The organism is Pseudomonas sp. NPDC078700 (assembly GCF_044542375.1).
In the GTDB taxonomy this organism is placed as follows: domain Bacteria; phylum Pseudomonadota; class Gammaproteobacteria; order Pseudomonadales; family Pseudomonadaceae; genus Aquipseudomonas.
In genome coordinates this window covers 22,574-40,744 of the sequence record NZ_JBITUI010000004.1, presented here as the reverse complement: position 1 = coordinate 40,744, position 18,171 = coordinate 22,574, and the positions used below count along the sequence as shown (strand labels likewise).

The 18,171-nt window shown below is 55.7% G+C and carries 10 protein-coding genes; 3 read left to right on the top strand and 7 right to left on the bottom strand.

The genetic code is table 11. The features are described 5' to 3' along the window. Window positions 1–38 precede the first annotated feature (38 nt). Window positions 39–5,837 (bottom strand): YadA-like family protein, encoded by a 5,799-nt coding sequence (locus tag ACIGCM_RS14390; protein WP_397502770.1) that lies wholly within the window; start codon window positions 5,835–5,837, stop codon window positions 39–41. Between the two features lie 1,306 nt (window positions 5,838–7,143). After that, entirely contained in the window at window positions 7,144–9,321 is a 2,178-nt protein-coding gene (locus ACIGCM_RS14385; protein ID WP_397502769.1) for a malate synthase G, read from the bottom strand. A 446-nt stretch (window positions 9,322–9,767) separates the two neighbouring features. Between ACIGCM_RS14385 and ACIGCM_RS14380 the strand changes: the two genes are divergently transcribed. Continuing rightward, entirely contained in the window at window positions 9,768–10,220 is a 453-nt protein-coding gene (locus tag ACIGCM_RS14380) for a GNAT family N-acetyltransferase (protein ID WP_397502768.1), read from the top strand. A gap of 74 nt (window positions 10,221–10,294) precedes the next feature. Beyond that, complete coding sequence (locus tag ACIGCM_RS14375; protein WP_397502767.1) at window positions 10,295–10,813, top strand: glycine cleavage system protein R; 519 nt, start codon at window positions 10,295–10,297, stop codon at window positions 10,811–10,813. A gap of 366 nt (window positions 10,814–11,179) precedes the next feature. On the opposite strand, the gene rarD is transcribed toward ACIGCM_RS14375, so the two are convergent. The 5 genes from rarD to ACIGCM_RS14350 form a co-directional block, all read right to left on the bottom strand. Next, window positions 11,180–12,073: an EamA family transporter RarD gene (gene rarD / locus ACIGCM_RS14370; RefSeq protein WP_397502766.1), complete on the bottom strand. Its 894-nt coding sequence runs from the start codon at window positions 12,071–12,073 to the stop codon at window positions 11,180–11,182. A gap of 156 nt (window positions 12,074–12,229) precedes the next feature. Further along, a complete protein-coding gene (locus tag ACIGCM_RS14365; RefSeq protein ID WP_397502765.1) occupies window positions 12,230–13,204 on the bottom strand; it encodes a serine/threonine protein kinase in 975 nt (324 codons plus the stop codon). A gap of 148 nt (window positions 13,205–13,352) precedes the next feature. After that, a complete protein-coding gene (locus tag ACIGCM_RS14360) occupies window positions 13,353–15,266 on the bottom strand; it encodes a PhoX family protein (protein ID WP_397502764.1) in 1,914 nt (637 codons plus the stop codon). Window positions 15,267–15,360: 94 nt separating this feature from the next. After that, window positions 15,361–16,125 (bottom strand): TOBE domain-containing protein, encoded by a 765-nt coding sequence (locus ACIGCM_RS14355; RefSeq protein ID WP_397502763.1) that lies wholly within the window; start codon window positions 16,123–16,125, stop codon window positions 15,361–15,363. 49 nt (window positions 16,126–16,174) lie between these two features. Continuing rightward, window positions 16,175–16,921: a ComF family protein gene (locus tag ACIGCM_RS14350; RefSeq protein WP_397502762.1), complete on the bottom strand. Its 747-nt coding sequence runs from the start codon at window positions 16,919–16,921 to the stop codon at window positions 16,175–16,177. Window positions 16,922–17,094: 173 nt separating this feature from the next. Between ACIGCM_RS14350 and bioB the strand changes: the two genes are divergently transcribed. Beyond that, on the top strand, window positions 17,095–18,150 hold the full coding sequence (gene bioB / locus ACIGCM_RS14345) for a biotin synthase BioB (protein WP_397502761.1): 1,056 nt from the start codon (window positions 17,095–17,097) through the stop codon (window positions 18,148–18,150). The last annotated feature ends 21 nt before the right edge of the window (window positions 18,151–18,171 follow it).

Below are 18,171 nucleotides of genomic sequence, written 5' to 3'. Positions count from 1 at the left end.
GTAAGCCCGGTCGAAACCGGGCTCGCTGACTGAGTCGTTTACCACTGGTAACCGACGCCCACTGACACACCGAACTCGCCTTGTGAATCAGCGGTGCCCGCCAATTTGCTTACCCATTTGCCGTTATCCGAGATGGTCGAAACCCCCACTGCTAGGGAGCCTTGACCGCGGTAGTTACCCACACCGGCCGAGACCATGCTTGCACCTGGAGAGTAAGGCTGTGGCAATGCGGCTGCAGCCATGGCACCGGCGATACCCGCGCTCAGCGTGTCGTCCTGATCCTTCAGGTCGCGTCTGAGTGAGTTGTAGGCGTTATCGATCCGGTTGTTGATATCACCAGTCGACTGTTTGAGCTGCGAGACATTGACCGCGTCGGTATCAGCTGTACCGGCTGCCACGTTGGTGATCTGCCGCTCATTACCCGCGGTACCGACCGAGACACTGTTGTTACGACTGGCAACCGAGTTGCTACCCAGTGCGACCGAGTTGCTGGTGGTCGCCTTGGCGTTATTACCGATCGCCACGCTGCTCGCAGCCGCTGCTTGCGCACCGTCGCCCACCGCTACTGCTGAACTCCCAGCAGCCGAAGCATTGGTACCCGCGGCAATGGCGTTGTTACCCGTTGCGCCATCGTTGTTGTAGTTAGCCGATTGCTTGCCGCCATCATTGACGCTGTAGTAGCGGGTCTTGCTGGCTTCGATCTCGTCACTGGTGGCCGCACCGGCTGCCTTGAGTTGAGCCACATTGACCGCATCGCTGTCTTCGCTACCGGCGGCGACACCGGCAATCTGGCGGAACTGGCCGTTGGCGGCATCACCGACGCTGACCGCACCTTGAGTGCTGGTAGTCGCAGCAATTGCAGCTTGTTGTGTGTCGCTGGCGCTGGCGGGAACATAACCTGCTGCACCTGCTGCGCGATCAGCCACCGAACCACCGCCCAGCGCTACACCACCTTCAGCACTGGCATTAGCACCATTACCCACAGCTACGCTGTTGCCAGCGCTGGCTTGTGCTTCATGACCCGCTGCCACCGCCGCCTCGCCTGCGGCAGTTGCGGCGATACCTGCAGCCATGGCGTTGGTGCCAGTAGCGCCGGTGTTGTCGTAGTTGGCCCTTTGGGTGCCGTTATCGTTAAGGCTGTAGTAGTGAGCACCTGAAGTCCCGATCGCTTGGGAGACCACGCCTTTCAACTGGGCCACGTTGACTGCATCACTGTCTGCGGTACCTGCAGCTACGCCGGTGATCTGGCGGAACTGACCGTTGGCAACATCACCGACACTGACTGCACCCAAGGTGCTGGTGGTGGCGTTGATCGCCGCGCGTTGCAGGACATTAGCGTCACTTGGGATATACCCGGCAAGACCTGCCCCGGTGAGGGCAACTGAGTCACTACCCAGTGCGACGCCGCCTGCTACGTTCACACTGGCGTTATTGCCGATAACCATGGCATCAGCGACGTTGACTGTATTGTTATTGCCGATAATCCGGCTGCCGTCAGCGTCTACGCCCAGTACGTTGTTGTTGCCAAATACACCGGATTCGTCGGCATCAATAGTGTTGTCATTACCGACGGAATAGGACCCCGCACCGGTAATAGTAGTTGGGTCGCCAATAGCACCGCTGCTGGCGCCGTCGACTATGTTGCCGCTACCGATGCTGATGCTGTTGGTGCCATTAGCCTGAGCACCATCACCGATGGCCACGCTGGAATTGCCGGTGGCCGATGCATTGGTTCCCGACGCAATCGCATTGATGCCGGACGCTCCATCGTTAGCGTAGTTACCGCTTTGAACGCCATTGTCGTTGACGCTGTAATAGTGGGTCTGGCCAGCTTCGGCCGCAACACTGACTGCCTGTAGCTGGGCAACGTTGACCGCATCGCTGTCTTCGGTACCGGCGGCCACGCCATTGATCTGACGGAAGATGCCAGTCGAGGCGTTGCCAAGGCTGAGTGCTCCACGGGTGCTGGTCGTGGCGGTGATCGCAGTCTGTTGGGCTGCATTGGCACCGGTTGGCACGTAACCGGCAATACCGGCGACTGTATTGGCTACCGCACCGCTACCTAACGCGATACCTCTATCAGCGTTGACAACTGCACTGGTACCGAATGCCAATCCATCATTGGCATTGGAAACCGCTTGCACACCAAAGGCAATTGCGCGTTGGGCATTGCTGCGGGCCTCGGTACCTATGGCAATGCCATGAGTTTGCGCAGCAGCAGCGGTGGCGCCGATCGCGATTGTGCTGTCACCCTGTCCTCGTGCGCCGGGGCCGATTGCTACGCTCAGGTTACCGGCCGCATTGGCCTGCTGGCCTAATGCGGTGCTGATACGGCCCGAAGCAATAGCAGCACTGCCCAAAGCGGATGATTGGTCACCGCTGGCGCGCGAGTCCAAGCCTACTGCGGTGCCTGCAACACCAGCGGCTGACGAATTGATACCAATGGCGGTAGCCTGGTTGCCAGTCGCACCGTCGTTGTTGAAATTGGTACCCGGAAGGCCGTTATCGTTAACGCTGAAATAATGAGTCTGGCCCGCCACTACCGTGTCATTTAGTGCGCTCAACTGGGCAACGTTGACCGCATCGCTGTCTGCTGTACCTGCAGCTACACCGGTAATTTGGCGGAACTGGCCGTTGTCAGCATCACCTACGCTTACGGCACCCAGGGTGCTGGTAGTGGCGGTGATTGCGGTTTGTTGTGAGGTCGAGGCATTGATGGGCACGAAACCCGCTACGCCACCTGCGGTGCTGGCCACCGAACTGCTGCCCAGAGCCACGCCACCGGCTACGGTTACATCTGCGTTGTTGCCGATGACCATCGCGTTGGCGACATCCACATTGTTGTTGTTGCCGATAATGCGGCTGTTGTCGGCATCGATGCCCAGCACGCTGTTGTTGCCAAACACGCCCGCTTCGTCGGCATCAATGGTGTTGTCATTGCCGAGCGAGTAGGAACCGGCACCGTTGATGGTGGTTGGGTCGCCGATGGCGCCACTGCTGGCACCGTTGACGATATTGCCGGTACCGATGCTGATGCTGTTGAGAGCGTTGGCCTTGGCACCTTTACCCAACGCAACGCTGGTGACACCAGTAGCCGCGGCACTCGTGCCAATGGCGATCGACTGTACATTGCTGGCATTGGAATGGTTGCCCAATGCTAATCCCTGGCCCCCATTCGCCACAGCCCGAAATCCAATGGCCGTCGACTCTGCGGTTGAAGCGGTCGCCCGGCTACCAATGGCGACCGAGGCTCCACCAGAGCCCGAAGCGGCGTTACCGACCGATACGTTGTCCGAGGTCGTGGCGTTATTGCCCGCTCTAGTACCAATCGCCGTGTTGTCCGAGCCAGAAATATTATTGCCGGAGTTATTGCCCAACGCCACATTGCCGACTGTCTGCGTACCGGTCAGGTTACTACCGCTGTTCTGGCCGATGGCGACGTTACCCCAGCCGTTGGCAATATTACTGCCGGTCGATTTGTTGCCAATAGCGACGTTGCCATAACCATTGATGTTGTTGCCCACATTGCTGCCCAAAGCAACGTTTCCACCTTCTTCAGTGGGAATGCCTAACTGTATGCCTCCGGTGGTGTTGCGGCCGGAAGATACACCTACAGTCACGTTCGGTGTGGTTACGTCATTGGTAAAGGCAATACTGGTACCTGAGTTCTGGCCGATGGTCACTGACGCTCCGTTGAGGGCGTTCGCGTCGGTGCCGATCGCTATGGCACCATCTCCCGTCGCCGCAGCACCAACGCCAGCCGCCAGCGCATTAACACCAGTAGCACCATCATTATCGTAATTGCTGCCCTGCACGCCGTTATCGTTAACGCTGAAATAATGAGTCTGGCCCGCCACTACCGTGTCATTTAGTGCGCTCAACTGGGCAACGTTGACCGCATCGCTGTCTTCGCTACCAGCGGCCACACCATTGATCTGGCGGAACTGGCCGTTGTCAGCATCACCTACGCTTACGGCACCCAGGGTGCTGGTAGTGGCGGTGATTGCGGTTTGTTGTGAGGCCGAGGCATTGATGGGCACGAAACCCGCTACGCCACCTGCGGTGCTGGCCACCGAACTGCTGCCCAGAGCCACGCCACCGGCCACGGTTACATCTGCGTTGTTGCCGATGACCATCGCGTTGGCGACATCCACATTGTTGTTGTTGCCGATAATGCGGCTGTTGTCGGCATCGATGCCCAGCACGCTGTTGTTGCCAAACACGCCCGCTTCGTCGGCATCAATGGTGTTGTCATTGCCGAGCGAGTAGGAACCGGCACCGTTGATGGTGGTTGGGTCGCCGATGGCGCCACTGCCGGCACCGTTGACGATATTGCCGGTACCGATGCTCAGGCTGTTGACGCCGTTGGCTTGGCCACCGGTACCGATAGCCACGGCATTAGTGCCCGCAGCCACCGCATTGCGGCCCATCGCGATGGCTTGGGCGGTCGAGGCCTTGGCGGTGTCACCCACCGCAATCGCTGAACGACCGGTCGAGGCGGCGTTGGAGCCTACAGCTATAGCCGAAGTGGAGTTGTCAGCGACCGAAGACTGGAAGCCCAAGGCCACGCTGGAGCCACTGCCAACGCCGGTATTGGCTCGCGGGCCAATCGCCGTAGAGAAGTCGTTCTGGGCTCGCGCCTGCCAGCCGAACGAAGCCGAAAACGTCGAAGCCTCGGCACCTAGGCCCACCGCAGTGGCACCGCCACCACTGGCCCTGCTTTGTTCACCCAAGGCCATGCTGCTATCGCCACTGGCGATGGCGTTCTTGCCCAGGGCAATGGCATCAGAAGCAGTCGCAGCAGTGCCATTTCCACCGATGGCAATCGCATAACCGGCGCTGGCATTGGTCCTATTGCCGATGGATACCGCGTTGGCTCCTGCGGCCACAGTGCCGCTGCCGACAGCCACACCGTTAATACCGTCTGTGGTGACCGTGGCGTCACGTCCAAGCGCTACAGCGCCCGTCGCTTGTACGTTGGTGTTGTAACCAATGGCGGCGCTGTAACCTGAGTCAGTACCGCTGATGCTGGCGTTCTGGCCTATTGCAATCCCGCTGGCCGCGTCAGCACTAGTATTGGCAGCCGTACCGATGGCTATCGAATTGCCACCTGCGCTGGCGGCCTGGTTACCTAGGGATAAATCACCTTGACCTGCCGCGACCGAACCAAAGCCCAGCGCGCTGCTGTTGATGCCGCTGGCTTGAGATGAGTGGCCCAGCGCACTGCTGCTGATGCCACTTGCACTGGCGCCGGTGCCAATGGCCACTGTATTGCTGCTCGTGGCGCGGGTTGAGTCAGCTGCGGTAGCGGCAGTTGTGCCATCACCACCCGCGCCGCCAATGGCTACCGAATTGAGTCCGGTCGCGGTCGCGCCAAAACCCAGCGCAGTAGCAGCAGTACCACTGGCCTGCGATTCCAGGCCAACAGCAGTACCCCATTTGCCGGCACTGCTCAGGAAGCCCACGGCGCTACCACCGTCTCCGGTCACATCACTGAAAGCACCAAAAACCGAGGCACCCAATACGTTACTACCATCCGCATTGCAGCCTGCAACGGTTGAAAACGTGCCAGAGCCATCGATGGGCGCTGCAGAAGTGTTGCCAGGCGCGACGCGCCCCGGCGCACTTTGACCGCTTCCGCCGGACACACATGAGTCGTTGTATGGAAGCGTGTTGGCATTGACTGGCCCCGCCAATGCCAGAGCGCCCAGCAGGCAGCCCAACGTCACAGTGGCTGCGCTTACCGTTTTGGACTTACTGCGGCGCGTGGCAAGTTCAGAGGTAACAACATAGCGGCCAAGTTTATGGCTCCAAATGATGTTGTATATCTTGTTCATGATGCCTCATTCAGCGCACTTGGCGCCTGCATTGTTGTGAGTTAAAAATATTTTCTTAAGCGTAGGCGCAGAAATGCGGAATTCTTTTGTTTTTAAGAATTTTAGTTCGTGCAAATAAACTTATTAATTAGTCATTAAGTTGTCGCCGTGCGACAACTTGGCCAAACGGCTTGTTTAAGTAGAAATCAGGTTAAAGCTGTGTGTTGATATAGCTAAAACAACTAATGGTTGTCTGAAACAACAGCCATTTCTTGAATGGCCTCAGTTTCTACCGACTTTTCAATGGGGCCAATCAATCCGTAAGGTTCAGATCAGCCACCTGTCCCTACTATGTAGCTACGCGAGGACCTCGCAGCAGCCATTCTCTTCTTCGGTAGGGCAAGTTTATGAGCCATATTCTTCTCTAACTGGCTCAATAAGCACTGTCGGTGAGTTACAAACAGCCGCTTATGGATTCGATTATTTCAGTGTTGATGACGTAAGTGGGAAATCTGCAAGAATTTTTCAGATTTATGGCTATTTGCTATCCGGCCTTTCGATTGGACCAGTCAGAGGGGGCTTGCTGATTAGGCGAGAGGCATGGGGCGGCGCTGGCCGCAGTATTGCGCTAGACGATCTGTGGCTTGTAGAGGGGGTAGGGCAAAATAGGCTGGATTGAGGGCGCAATCGTATCGTTCGCTGCGAGAGCGTTTGGCAGAAAAAAGCTTTTGGTTGAATTTGATATCGGTTGCTGCCAGTTGCTTGGGCCAAGGTTATACGCAAAGTAAAACCACCTGCGTGACTAGGCTCTCGCAAGGTATTGAAGTCAGGGTTTTATTTAAGATTAAGGCAGGCTGGTTTATTAACCATGCAGTAAGTAAGTCATTAATGGCTGGCTCGGTCTATTTGAAGGTCCGTCTCCGCGCTGTTTATAATTTAAATAATATTGTTGTGGGTGTGGGGTTAATAGCGCGTTGGCCGACGTATCGAAATAAGCCCGCTGCAAGAGGGCGCCCAGGCCCGGCAACTTTCCTTGGTCATACTAGGCGATGCTATTTTGCAGAAGTATTCAGCATTCCTCTCCGAATTCAAATAAAGAGCCCGTCGAGGTGCCAAAAGCTAATGGCTCAGTGTCTGCTCGCAACAGGTTATAACGAGTTTCGGCGATTGGCAGTTACGGCTTGATGTGCTTTAAATAAATTGACGCCAGTTTATTGTCAATATTTAAGGTTGCGTAACATCTTTAGGGTAATGTGGCTGCAACACACAAAATGTGTAGTCTTAAACAAAAAAACCGCCCATTGGGCGGTTTTTTTAGTCGCTAGGTTTAGAGGCCATTCTTGGCCTTGAACTCGCGACGGCGACGATGCAGAACCGGCTCGGTATAGCCATTCGGCTGCTTGGCACCTTCAACGACCAACTCTAACGCCGCCTGGAAGGCGATGTTGTTGTCGAAGTCGGGCGCCAGTGGGCGATACGTCGGGTCGTTGGCGTTCTGACGGTCAACCACAGGAGCCATGCGCTTGAGGCTTGCAATAATCTGCTCCTCGGTAGCGATGCCGTGACGCAGCCAGTTGGCCAGCAGTTGGCTGGAAATGCGCAGGGTCGCGCGGTCTTCCATTAAGCCAACATCGCAGATGTCAGGCACTTTCGAACAGCCTACGCCTGAGTCGATCCAGCGCACCACATAACCGAGGATGCCCTGTGAGTTATTGTCCAACTCGTTCTGAATTTCTTCAGCCGACCAATTAGTGTTGCTGGCCAGAGGGATGGTCAGAATGTCATCAACCGACGCAGGTGTGCGGCTCTTCAGCTCTTCCTGACGGGCGAACACATCAACCTTATGGTAATGCAGCGCATGCAGCGTCGCAGCCGTTGGCGATGGAACCCACGCGGTGTTGGCACCCGACATCGGATGACCAATCTTCTGCTCAAGCATAGCGGCCATCAGGTCAGGCATGGCCCACATGCCTTTGCCGATTTGCGCACGGCCTTGCAGGCCTGTGGCCAAGCCAGCGTCGACGTTGTTGTTTTCGTAAGCGCCAATCCACTTCTCGGCTTTCATGGCGGCTTTACGCACGACAGCGCCAGCTTCCATCGAGGTGTGGATTTCGTCACCAGTGCGATCAAGGAAGCCTGTGTTGATGAACACCACACGTTCGCTTGCAGCTTTGATGCACGCCTTGAGGTTAACGGTCGTGCGACGCTCTTCGTCCATGATGCCGACTTTCAGCGTGTTAGTCGCCAGGTTCAGGGCGTTTTCAATGCGGCCGAATAATTCGCTGGTGAAGGCGACTTCTTCTGGTCCGTGCATTTTTGGCTTAACGATGTAAATCGAGCCGGTGCGCGTGTTCTTACGGCTGGTGTTGCCGTTGAGGTTGTGCATGGCGATCATGCTGGTGAGCAATCCGTCAAGGATGCCTTCTGGTACTTCAAAGCCATCTTTGTCGATGATTGCGTCGATGGTCATCAGATGACCCACGTTACGCACGAACAACAGCGAGCGGCCATGCAGGCTCAGTTCGCCACCGTTGGTCTTGGTGTAGACGCGATCCGGATTCATGGTACGGGTGAAGGTGCTGCCGCCTTTGCTGACTTCTTCAGACAGGTCGCCCTTCATCAGGCCCAACCAGTTGCGGTAGATCACCACTTTGTCGTCAGCATCAACAGCTGCAACCGAATCTTCGCAGTCCATGATGGTGGTCAGCGCCGCTTCCATCAGTACGTCTTTAACGCCCGCAGCGTCGGTGCTGCCAACCGGGGTGTTCGCGTCGATCTGAATTTCAAAATGCAGGCCGTTGTGTTTGAGCAACACCGCAATTGGCGCGTTCGCGTCGCCTTGGAAACCCACTAGCTGCGCATCGTCCTGCAAACCGGTGTTGCTGCCGCCTTTAAGGCCGACAACCAGCTTGCCATCGACAATTTTGTAGCTCGTCGAGTCGGCGTGGGAGGCTGCTGCCAAGGGGGCTGCCTCATCAAGGAAAGCGCGAGCGAAGGCAATGACCTTGTCACCGCGAACCTTGTTGTAGCCCTTACCTTTTTCCGCACCACCTTCTTCACTGATAACGTCAGTGCCGTAGAGCGCGTCATACAATGAGCCCCAGCGGGCGTTGGATGCGTTCAGGGCGAAGCGCGCATTCATGACAGGCACAACCAACTGCGGGCCGGCCAAGCGCGCGATTTCTTCATCGACGTTGGTGGTGGTGGCTTGAAAGTCAGCCGGCTCAGGGAGCAGGTAGCCGATCTCTTCAAGGAATGCTTTGTAGGCAGCGGCATCATGGGCCTGACCGGCGCGAGCCTGGTGCCAGCTATCAATCTGTGCCTGGATTTCATCGCGCTTGACCAGCAAAGCACGGTTTTTCGGTGCGAGTTCGTTAATTACAGCCTCGGCGCCGGCCCAGAATTTTTCGCTGGAAATACCCGTACCACCAATGGCTTCGTTGTTAACGAAGTCGAACAGCACTTTGGCGACCTGCAGGCCACCGACTTGAACGCGTTCAGTCATCACTTGCCTCACTCTGCTCAGCTCTACTTAATAGCCGCTTCGGACTCGGGGACTCAGTCTTGTAGTCCAAGCCGCGGCATACTACATCAAGATCTATGGAAAATCAGTGGGGGCGCGTCGTTATGCGACCCAGAATCGCTTAGCAGTCACGGCTGGAACGTTGTGCATGCAAAACCAAGCAATATTGTTTCATAAAACAGATAAAACGGTACACGATTTGTTGCGATGATCTTCTTTGCCGTTTTTGGCCGGGAGAACCTTAGGCGACCTATACTGCTGGGGAACCTCTGAAAAACTACTGCGCTAGGTATTACGGCGTTAAAAATCTGCTCAAAATGCTCATTTAGGACAACTAAACTGCGCTTTTTCGCATCTTTTTGCCTTGTACTCCCGTCGCTCGCTACCTTTTTCAGAGGATCCCAGGCAGGCCTTTTGGAACGTTCAACATGCATATTATCCAGGCAAGTAGAGACGATCTTGAGCCGTTGAGTCGGTTATTCACTGATTACCTAACTTTTTATCAGGTTGAGAAATCGATCAGTGAGGCCCGCAAGTTTCTGGCGGCGCGGATTGAGGAGGGCAGCTCGACCTTATTCCTTGCGCGCGACGATGCAGGTCAAGCGCAAGGCTTTGTTCAGTTGTACCCGTTGTACGCATCGCTGGCATTGGCGCCGATGTGGTTACTCAGCGATTTATATGTGAACCCCACAGCCCGCCGACAGGGCATCGCTGAGGCCCTGATGAATGCTGCGCGTGATCATGCCCAAGCCGCCGGAGCCTGTGGTTTGCAGCTCGAAACTGCAAAGAATAATTACCCGGGACAAGCGCTTTACCAGCGACTGGGGTATGTTCGGGATGAAGCGTTTTACACCTACTGGCTGGCATTGCCTGATCAGTAGTCGGAACGGCAGCGGCCTGCCTAACCACGCCGCTTCTATTTCGTTTTTGGGTTGATAACAAAGAGAGGCATGTAATGGATCATCTGGTATTAACCGTTATTGCTCAGGATCAGCCGGGGCTGGTTGAGCGCATTGCCCAATGTGTCGCTAATCATGGTGGCAACTGGCTAGAGAGCCGCATGTCCCGAATGGCCGGGCAGTTTGCCGGAATATTGCGGGTGGCTGTGCCCGCTGAGTCCCATGCTGAGTTGGTCAGTGCGCTGCAAGAACTCAATGCACATGGCATTCGTGTACTGCTGGCAGAAAGTGGCGCAGAGCCTTCGTGCTCATGGAAGCCGATCATGCTGGATCTGGTTGGCAATGATCGCCCCGGTATCGTGCGCGACATCACGCGCTTGCTAACCGAGCTTGGGGTCAACGTCGAGAGCCTGCAAACGGAGGTGATGCCTGCACCGATGAGCAGCGAGCCCTTATTTCACGCAGAATCGATGCTCGCAGTGCCACTAGGGCTTTCGCTGGATGAACTCAAGGCTCAGTTGGAAACCCTGGCCGACGACTTGATGGTTGAGCTCAACATCAGGACCGACAACTAAAATAGCAGGCTTGCAACATATCCACGGTCTGTGTGCGTAGGGCTGTGGATAACCTGAGGTTAGTTGCCTGCCCCGCTAGTGCTGCATTGTTATCCGCGATATGGTTAAAAAACCAACAGATTCAATGCCTTGTGCACAAAGGCCGGGGATGGTTCTGTGGATAACGTTGGGATGACTGGCTGCAAGCCACGGCCGACTAGGTATAGCGCGAACTGATCGTTTTTTGAACGATTTTCAGGCGACCCGCAGGGCATGCAACGCTGCTCGTGACGAAGTGGCAACAGACCCTAGCGCATCTTGGTAAACGCACTGATGCCCGGTGGACAAGCTGCGCTTGTCGCACCTCTTGCATCTACAGCGGCACCGCTAGCGGACCCTTGTGCGACGAATGGTCATCCAAGCATCGATGCTGTAAATCACCAAGCCGGCCCAGATGCAGATAAAGGCCAGCAACTTACTTGAGTCGAACGTCTCGCCAAACAAGAAGACCGCTTGCAACAACACCAGCGTGGGCGCTAAGTACTGCAGAAAGCCTAATGTGGTGTAGGGCAAATGCCGCGCTGCTGCGTTAAAGCAGACCAAAGGCACCAAGGTGATGGGCCCGGCAACGATTAGCCAGAACGCCTCAGAGGTTGTCCAGAACTCGGCATGGCTGCTCACTGCGTTTGGGTTGAGCACAATCCACACAATCGCCAGTGGTAACAGAATCCAGGTTTCGACCACTAGTCCCGGCAAGGCTTTGACCGGTGCTTGTTTGCGGATCAAGCCATAAAAACCGAAGGAGAACGCCAATACCAGTGACACCCACGGAATGCTGCCGACCTGCCACAGTTGTTGCAGTACCCCCACTGCAGCCAAGCCTACGGCAATCCATTGCAAGCGGCGTAAGCGCTCGCCAAGGATGACCAAGCCAAGCAAGACGTTAATCAGTGGATTGATGTAGTAACCCAGGCTGGCCTCAAGCATGCGCCCATGGTTAACCGCCCACACATAAACCATCCAGTTACTGGCGATCAATACACCGCTAAAACCCAGAACCGCAAATTGCCTCGGGTTGTCGCGTAACTCGCGCCACCATCCCGGGTGTTTCCAGACCAGTAACAACAGGGCACCAAATATCGCGGACCAGATTGCGCGGTGGACGACAATTTCCAGCGCGGGCACTTGCGCGATGGCTTTGAAATACAGCGGGAATAAGCCCCAGATGATGTAGGCGCTGAGGCCTAAAATGTACCCGCGTTGTGGGTTGGCGGTGGACATGGAAATCCTTGCTTAGGGAACTAACGAAAGACCGCTAATTCTAGTCGCCTGCTAGACTATTTGTCTGTGTGCTCAGGTTTTAATTGTTGGTTTTCTGATGGATAAGCGTAAGGCTTTTGTTACATCGACGTGGCCTAACGCTTGCCTTGCCGACGATTAAAACAGTTTGAGCGGCTCTTCATCCAAGGCCGACAACTGTTCGCGCAGCATCAGTATTTGTTCACCCCAGTAGCGCTCGCTGCCGAACCAAGGAAAGCTGTGCGGAAACGCCGGGTCATCCCAGCGACGCGCCAGCCATGCGCTGTAGTGCATCAAGCGCAAAGAGCGCAGGCCTTCGATCAATGGCAACTCACGGGGATTGAAGTCGTGAAACTCCTGATAGCCATCCATTAACTCCGAGAGCTGACCCAAACGCTCATGACGCTCACCGGCAAGCATCATCCACAGGTCTTGCACGGCGGGGCCCATGCGGCAGTCATCGAGATCGACCATGTGGAAGGTTTCATCGCGGCACAGCAGGTTACCGGGATGGCAGTCGCCGTGTAGACGAATGGCTTGCACTGGGTTATTCGCAAACAGGTTGTCGAGTCGCTTGAGTAAATCGCGGGCAACTGATTCGTAAGCAGGCAACAGGCTCTTTGGAATAAAGTTACCGTCGAGCAGCGTGTTTAATGACGCATGGCCATAATTTTCGACTTTCAGGCTTTCCCGATGACTGAAAGGTTTGGTTGCGCCGACAGCGTGCATACGGCCAAGCAATTGTCCCAGACGGTAGAGTTGGTCGAGATTGCCCGGCTCAGGCGCACGGCCTCCGCGGCGGGGGAATAACGTGAAACGAAAGCCGGCATGCTCAAATAAAGTCTCACCGTCACGACGCATCGGCGCAACCACGGGGACATCGCACTCGGCCAGTTCAAAAGTAAAGCTGTGCTCTTCACGAATCGCTTCATCAGTCCAGCGATCTGGACGATAAAACTTGGCGATGATCGGCGTCTCATCCTCGATACCAACCTGGTATACCCGGTTTTCGTAGCTGTTTAGGGCTAATACCCGCGCATCGCTGAGAAAGCCGATACTTTCGACGGCGTCGATAACCAAGTCTGGGGTTAGTGCTGCAAAGGGATGGGACATGAAATCTCCTGCGCGCAGCAGGCCGCCGCGTTCGACCGGTCATGGTAACGCAGGTGGGCGGACTTAGGGTTATGCGTTAAGGGTGGCTGGCATCTTTATCAGCCACCCATCGCCTGCGGGTAATTGATTATTGACTGGTTACAAGCGGTTAACTGCCAATAACGCCGCCATCATCGCGTGTAATGACCATCACCGATGAGCGTGGTTTGCCATTCGGCAGATGCTCAGGGAAGGTTGAACCACCGTTTTCGCCGGGATGCTGAATACCTACGAACATTGTGCGTTGATCCGGCGCGAAGGCGATGCCCGTTACTTCGCAGCCTACGGGCCCCACCATAAACCGGCGAATTTCACCGCTCTGCGGGTCAGCGCAAAGCATCTGGTTGTTGCCCATGCCCGCATATTCCCCCGTATTGCTGCTGTCGCCATCGGTCAGGATCCACAGGCGACCGGCATCATCAAAACTCATGCCGTCTGGGCTATTGAACATGTTTTGCGGCGTGATGTTGCTTGAGCCTGCCGTGGCAAGACCCGCGTGCACGACAGGGTTGCCGGCGACCACAAACAGGTCCCAGGAAAAGCTGGTTGAGGCATGGTCGTCATTGGCTTCGCGCCAGCGCAGGATCTGCCCGTAAAGGTTTTTCTCGCGTGGATTGGGACCGTTGACCGGTTGGCCCGCGTCGCCGCGCTTGATGTTGTTGGTCAGGGTGCAGTAGACCTTGCCGTCTTTAGGACTGACTACGATCCATTCCGGGCGATCCATCCGCGTTGCGGCGACCACGCTGGCGGCTAAGCGTGCGTGGATAAGCACCTGCGCTTGGCTGTTGAAGCCATTGCTGGCATCGAGGCCGTTTTTACCGAAGGTGAGCTCGAGCCATTTACCGTGACCTTTAGGTCGGTCCGGGTTTTTGTCGCCGGCATCAAAACGCGCTACGTAGAGTGTGCCCTGATCAAGAATATGCTGGTTGAGCTTGGCATCATCCTGACCATTGCCGCGCTTTATTTTATCTTTGCTGATGAACTTGTAGATGAATTCACCGCGTTCATCGTCGCCCATGTACACCACGGCGCGCCCGTCTTTTGTCTCCGCTAACGCCGCATTTTCGTGCTTGAAGCGGCCCAGTGCAGTGCGTTTGATCGGGGTTGACTCTGTATCGAACGGGTCAATCTCGACGATCCAGCCGTGGCGGTTGAACTCGTTAGGGTGCTTGGCCATGTCGAAGCGCGAGTTGTGCAGATGCCAGTCGTTGCCGTCGCCGCTGAGGCTTGCGCCGTAACGTAGTTGAGCGTCATCGAATTGCTGCGCTGGGTCAGTGCTGCCAAAGCAATCGTCGAAGTTTTCTTCGCAGGTCAGGTAAGTGCCCCATGGGGTTTTACCGTTAGCGCAGTTCTGGAACGTGCCGAGAACATGCTTGCCGGTTTTATCTGCTGCGGTTTTCAACCAGTCGTGACCAGCCGCCGGCCCACTGACGGTGATGGGCGTGTTGCCGTGAATGCGGCGGTTATATTTTGAGCCCTGAACAAATTGCCATCCGCCAGATACTCTTTCCACTTCGATCACCGACAGGCCTTCGCTGGCGAGCGCCTTGTGAACCTCTTCGGCGGATTTCGGCGTGCTGCCGTGGTCGAGCAAATACCGGTAGTTGGTGTACTCGTTATTGATTGCCATCAACGCACGGTTTTTATCGTCGGCAAAGGGAAAGAAACTCATGCCATCGTTGTTGTCGCCGAACTGCTGCTCGTGAGCGTCGGCGGAGTCTTTGCTGGTTGGGTCAAAAGCCGGTCCGTTAGCAGCCAGGGGCTGACCCCAGCTGATCAACACAGAAGACTTATACCCAGCAGGAAGCGTGATTTTGTCTGCGGTTGAGATTGCGATGCTGTCAAAGCCGAGTAATGCACTATTGGCACTGCTGACACTGGCAGCCATTACGCTGCGGCTGAGTAAGTTACCGCCCAAAAACATGGCTGCACCACACAAGGCACCCGCGCTGATAAAACGGCGGCGGCTGATGCCAGTCATTTGTTCAAGGTCAGTCAGTTGGTTGTCTTCTAAACGCTTCATCACAGTAAGGCTCCGTGCCAAGAATGGCTGTACCTTAATCAGCGACCGTGACGAAATTGTTGCAGCTAGAAGAATTGCCCATCATCGCAGATGGCTATAGCGGTGTACCTAGTAATACCTGAGAGGGCGCAAATTGCACCTGCACAGCACTGCCAATTGTCAGTTGCAACTCATCAAGCTGCAGCGGTTGGGCAAGTGCGCACAGGGTTTGGCCGCTAGGCAGAATGATTTTGACCTCAGTTGGGCCATCAGTTGCACTTAGCAATTCTTCGACCCGGCCTTGCATGCAGTTATAGCCGGGCGTGCACAGATGTTGCGGTGCCAACAGCTCTAGCCAGCCCGCCTTAATCAAGGCGATCACTTGGCTGCCGATTTCCAGTTCAAGGGTCTGGGTGCTGTCGTGGGTAATTTGCGCTGTCAGATGCTGACCGCCTGCCAGTTCGAGGCGTATTTCATCATTGCGACCTTGGCCGTTGATCGCAACTACCTGGCCATGCAGTTGGTTGCGCGCACTGGTTCGCATCATCAAGCGACTGAGCAGGTCCAGGTCGCTGATCTCCTCAGTGGCTTCCAAAACTTGGGCTTGCAGTGCTTGCAGGCGTTGGTAAAGGCGCAGGACCCGCTCGCCCTCCATGGATAGGCGCGCGCCGCCGCCCCCTTTGCCGCCCACGCTGCGCTCAACCAACGGCTTTTGCGCCAAATTGTTCAACTCATCAATCGCATCCCATGCCGCTTTATAGCTGAGTCCGGCGCTTTTCGCGGCGCGGGTGATCGAGCCTTGGTCCGCAATGTGCTGGAGCAGGGCGATGCGCTGTGGGCGACGAACAATATATTGGGCAAGAACAGAGGTCAGCGACATATCGGCTTAATGCATGAATAGATAATGTTGAACGGTGGCGATTTGCTCATTACAAGTCAAGCTGGGTTCCGGGTTTGGGTGTTCGGGCCAGGCAATACACATCAACGCGCGATGCGCCTGCTTTTAATAGTTGGCGACTCAGGCTTTGGGCAGTGGCACCTGTGGTCAAGACATCATCCACCAGTGCCAAATGCAGGCCTTTAACCGCGGCGTGTGGTGCGACCTGAAACGCTTTGCACAGGTTCTTTTTACGGGTGACGGCATCTAGTGCTTGCTGGGCGGGAGCCTCGATGATACGACTCAAGCAATGATTCTTCACTGGAATGTGCAGGTGCTGGCTCAAACTGCTGGCCAGCATTTGCGCCTGATTAAAGCCGCGCTGGCGGTGACGCCGCTCAGTGAGTGGAACGGGCAATAATAAATCAGCGCGGGCCAAACCCTGATCGAAGCTGTGTTGAACATGATGGCCAAGTAAGTCACCGAGCAATCGTCCCAGTGGCCATTGGGCATGGTGTTTGAAGCGAATAATCATGCTGTCGATAGGGAAACTGTAAAGCCAAGGCACCACCACTTTCTCAAACAACGGTGGTTGCCTCTGGCAGTCTCCACAGATCAAACCTGTACCCGGCAATGGCAGCGCGCAAACAGTGCAGTGCCCACGCAACCACGGCAGTTCGCTTTCACAGTCGGTGCAAATCGGCAGTTGCTTGCTTTCCGTTGTCTCGTCGCACAATAAGCACTTCAAGTAGGGTTGAAGTGCGCTTAGGTGCTGTTTGAGCCTGTGCAATATAGCCATAACGCTCTTCCTTGAGGTTTTGAGTTGGTGTTCAATATTTGATCAGATGTAAACCTGTGTCTTGTCTGTAGTTGACAGCGTCGAAACACAACTTATGATGCTGTAAGCCTGATTCGCGGCGTTTGCCCGCAAACCTGACATCAGACGCAGTTGAGCGTCGAAGGAACTCTTTAATGAATGCCACCGCATCCATCGCAACTCGCCATAACTGGTCGCTAGCCGAAGTTAAGGCCCTGTTCGAGCAACCGTTCAACGATTTGCTGTTCGACGCGCAAACCGTTCATCGCGCGAATTTCGATCAAAATCGGGTGCAGGTCTCCACGCTGTTGTCGATAAAAACCGGCGCATGCCCGGAAGATTGCAAATATTGCCCGCAGTCCGGTCACTACAACACCGGGCTGGAGAAGCAGAAACTGCTGGAAGTTCAGAAGGTGCTTCAAGCGGCTGCTGATGCCAAGGCAATCGGCTCGACGCGCTTTTGCATGGGCGCGGCATGGAAGCATCCGTCAGCCAAAGACATGCCTTATGTGCTGGAGATGGTTAAAGGTGTGAAAGCGCTGGGCCTGGAAACCTGCATGACGCTGGGCAAGCTGGATAAAGAGCAAACCGCTTCACTGGCTGAGGCTGGGCTGGATTACTACAACCACAACCTCGACACCTCGCCAGAGTTCTACGGCAATATCATCACCACCCGCACCTACGCCGACCGTTTGGAGACGCTTTCCCATGTGCGCGATGCGGGGATGAAAATTTGCTCGGGCGGCATTCTGGGTCTGGGTGAGTCGTTGGATGACCGCGCGGGATTGTTAATTCAGCTGGCCAATCTGCCTGAGCATCCCGAGTCGGTGCCAATTAACATGTTGGTCAAGGTTAAAGGCACGCCGCTGGCAGATGAGAAGGATGTCGATCCGTTCGACTTTATCCGCACGCTGGCAGTTGCCCGGATCATGATGCCTAAATCCCACGTGCGCCTGTCTGCGGGCCGTGAGGCGATGAACGATCAAATGCAGGCGCTGGCCTTCTTCGCGGGCGCCAACTCGATTTTCTATGGCGAGAAGTTACTGACCACGGTCAACCCGCAGGCGAACAAGGACATGGAGCTGTTTGCGCGTTTGGGAATCAAGCCCGAAGAACGTGAAGAACATGCCGATGAAGTTCATCAGGCAGCTATCGAGCAAGCCCTGGTTGAGCAGAAAAGCAGCGAGCAGTTCTATAACGCTGCGGTCTGATCTGTTCGCTGGCAGTCCTTG

What these genes read in the sequence shown, in the direction of transcription:
- ACIGCM_RS14390 (WP_397502770.1), bottom strand. Translation starts at nt 5,837, where the DNA reads ATGAACAAGATATACAACATCATTTGGAGCCATAAACTTGGCCGCTAT.
- ACIGCM_RS14385 (WP_397502769.1), bottom strand. Translation starts at nt 9,321, where the DNA reads ATGACTGAACGCGTTCAAGTCGGTGGCCTGCAGGTCGCCAAAGTGCTG.
- ACIGCM_RS14380 (WP_397502768.1), top strand. Translation starts at nt 9,768, where the DNA reads ATGCATATTATCCAGGCAAGTAGAGACGATCTTGAGCCGTTGAGTCGG.
- ACIGCM_RS14375 (WP_397502767.1), top strand. Translation starts at nt 10,295, where the DNA reads ATGGATCATCTGGTATTAACCGTTATTGCTCAGGATCAGCCGGGGCTG.
- rarD (WP_397502766.1), bottom strand. Translation starts at nt 12,073, where the DNA reads ATGTCCACCGCCAACCCACAACGCGGGTACATTTTAGGCCTCAGCGCC.
- ACIGCM_RS14365 (WP_397502765.1), bottom strand. Translation starts at nt 13,204, where the DNA reads ATGTCCCATCCCTTTGCAGCACTAACCCCAGACTTGGTTATCGACGCC.
- ACIGCM_RS14360 (WP_397502764.1), bottom strand. Translation starts at nt 15,266, where the DNA reads ATGAAGCGTTTAGAAGACAACCAACTGACTGACCTTGAACAAATGACT.
- ACIGCM_RS14355 (WP_397502763.1), bottom strand. Translation starts at nt 16,125, where the DNA reads ATGTCGCTGACCTCTGTTCTTGCCCAATATATTGTTCGTCGCCCACAG.
- ACIGCM_RS14350 (WP_397502762.1), bottom strand. Translation starts at nt 16,921, where the DNA reads ATGGCTATATTGCACAGGCTCAAACAGCACCTAAGCGCACTTCAACCC.
- bioB (WP_397502761.1), top strand. Translation starts at nt 17,095, where the DNA reads ATGAATGCCACCGCATCCATCGCAACTCGCCATAACTGGTCGCTAGCC.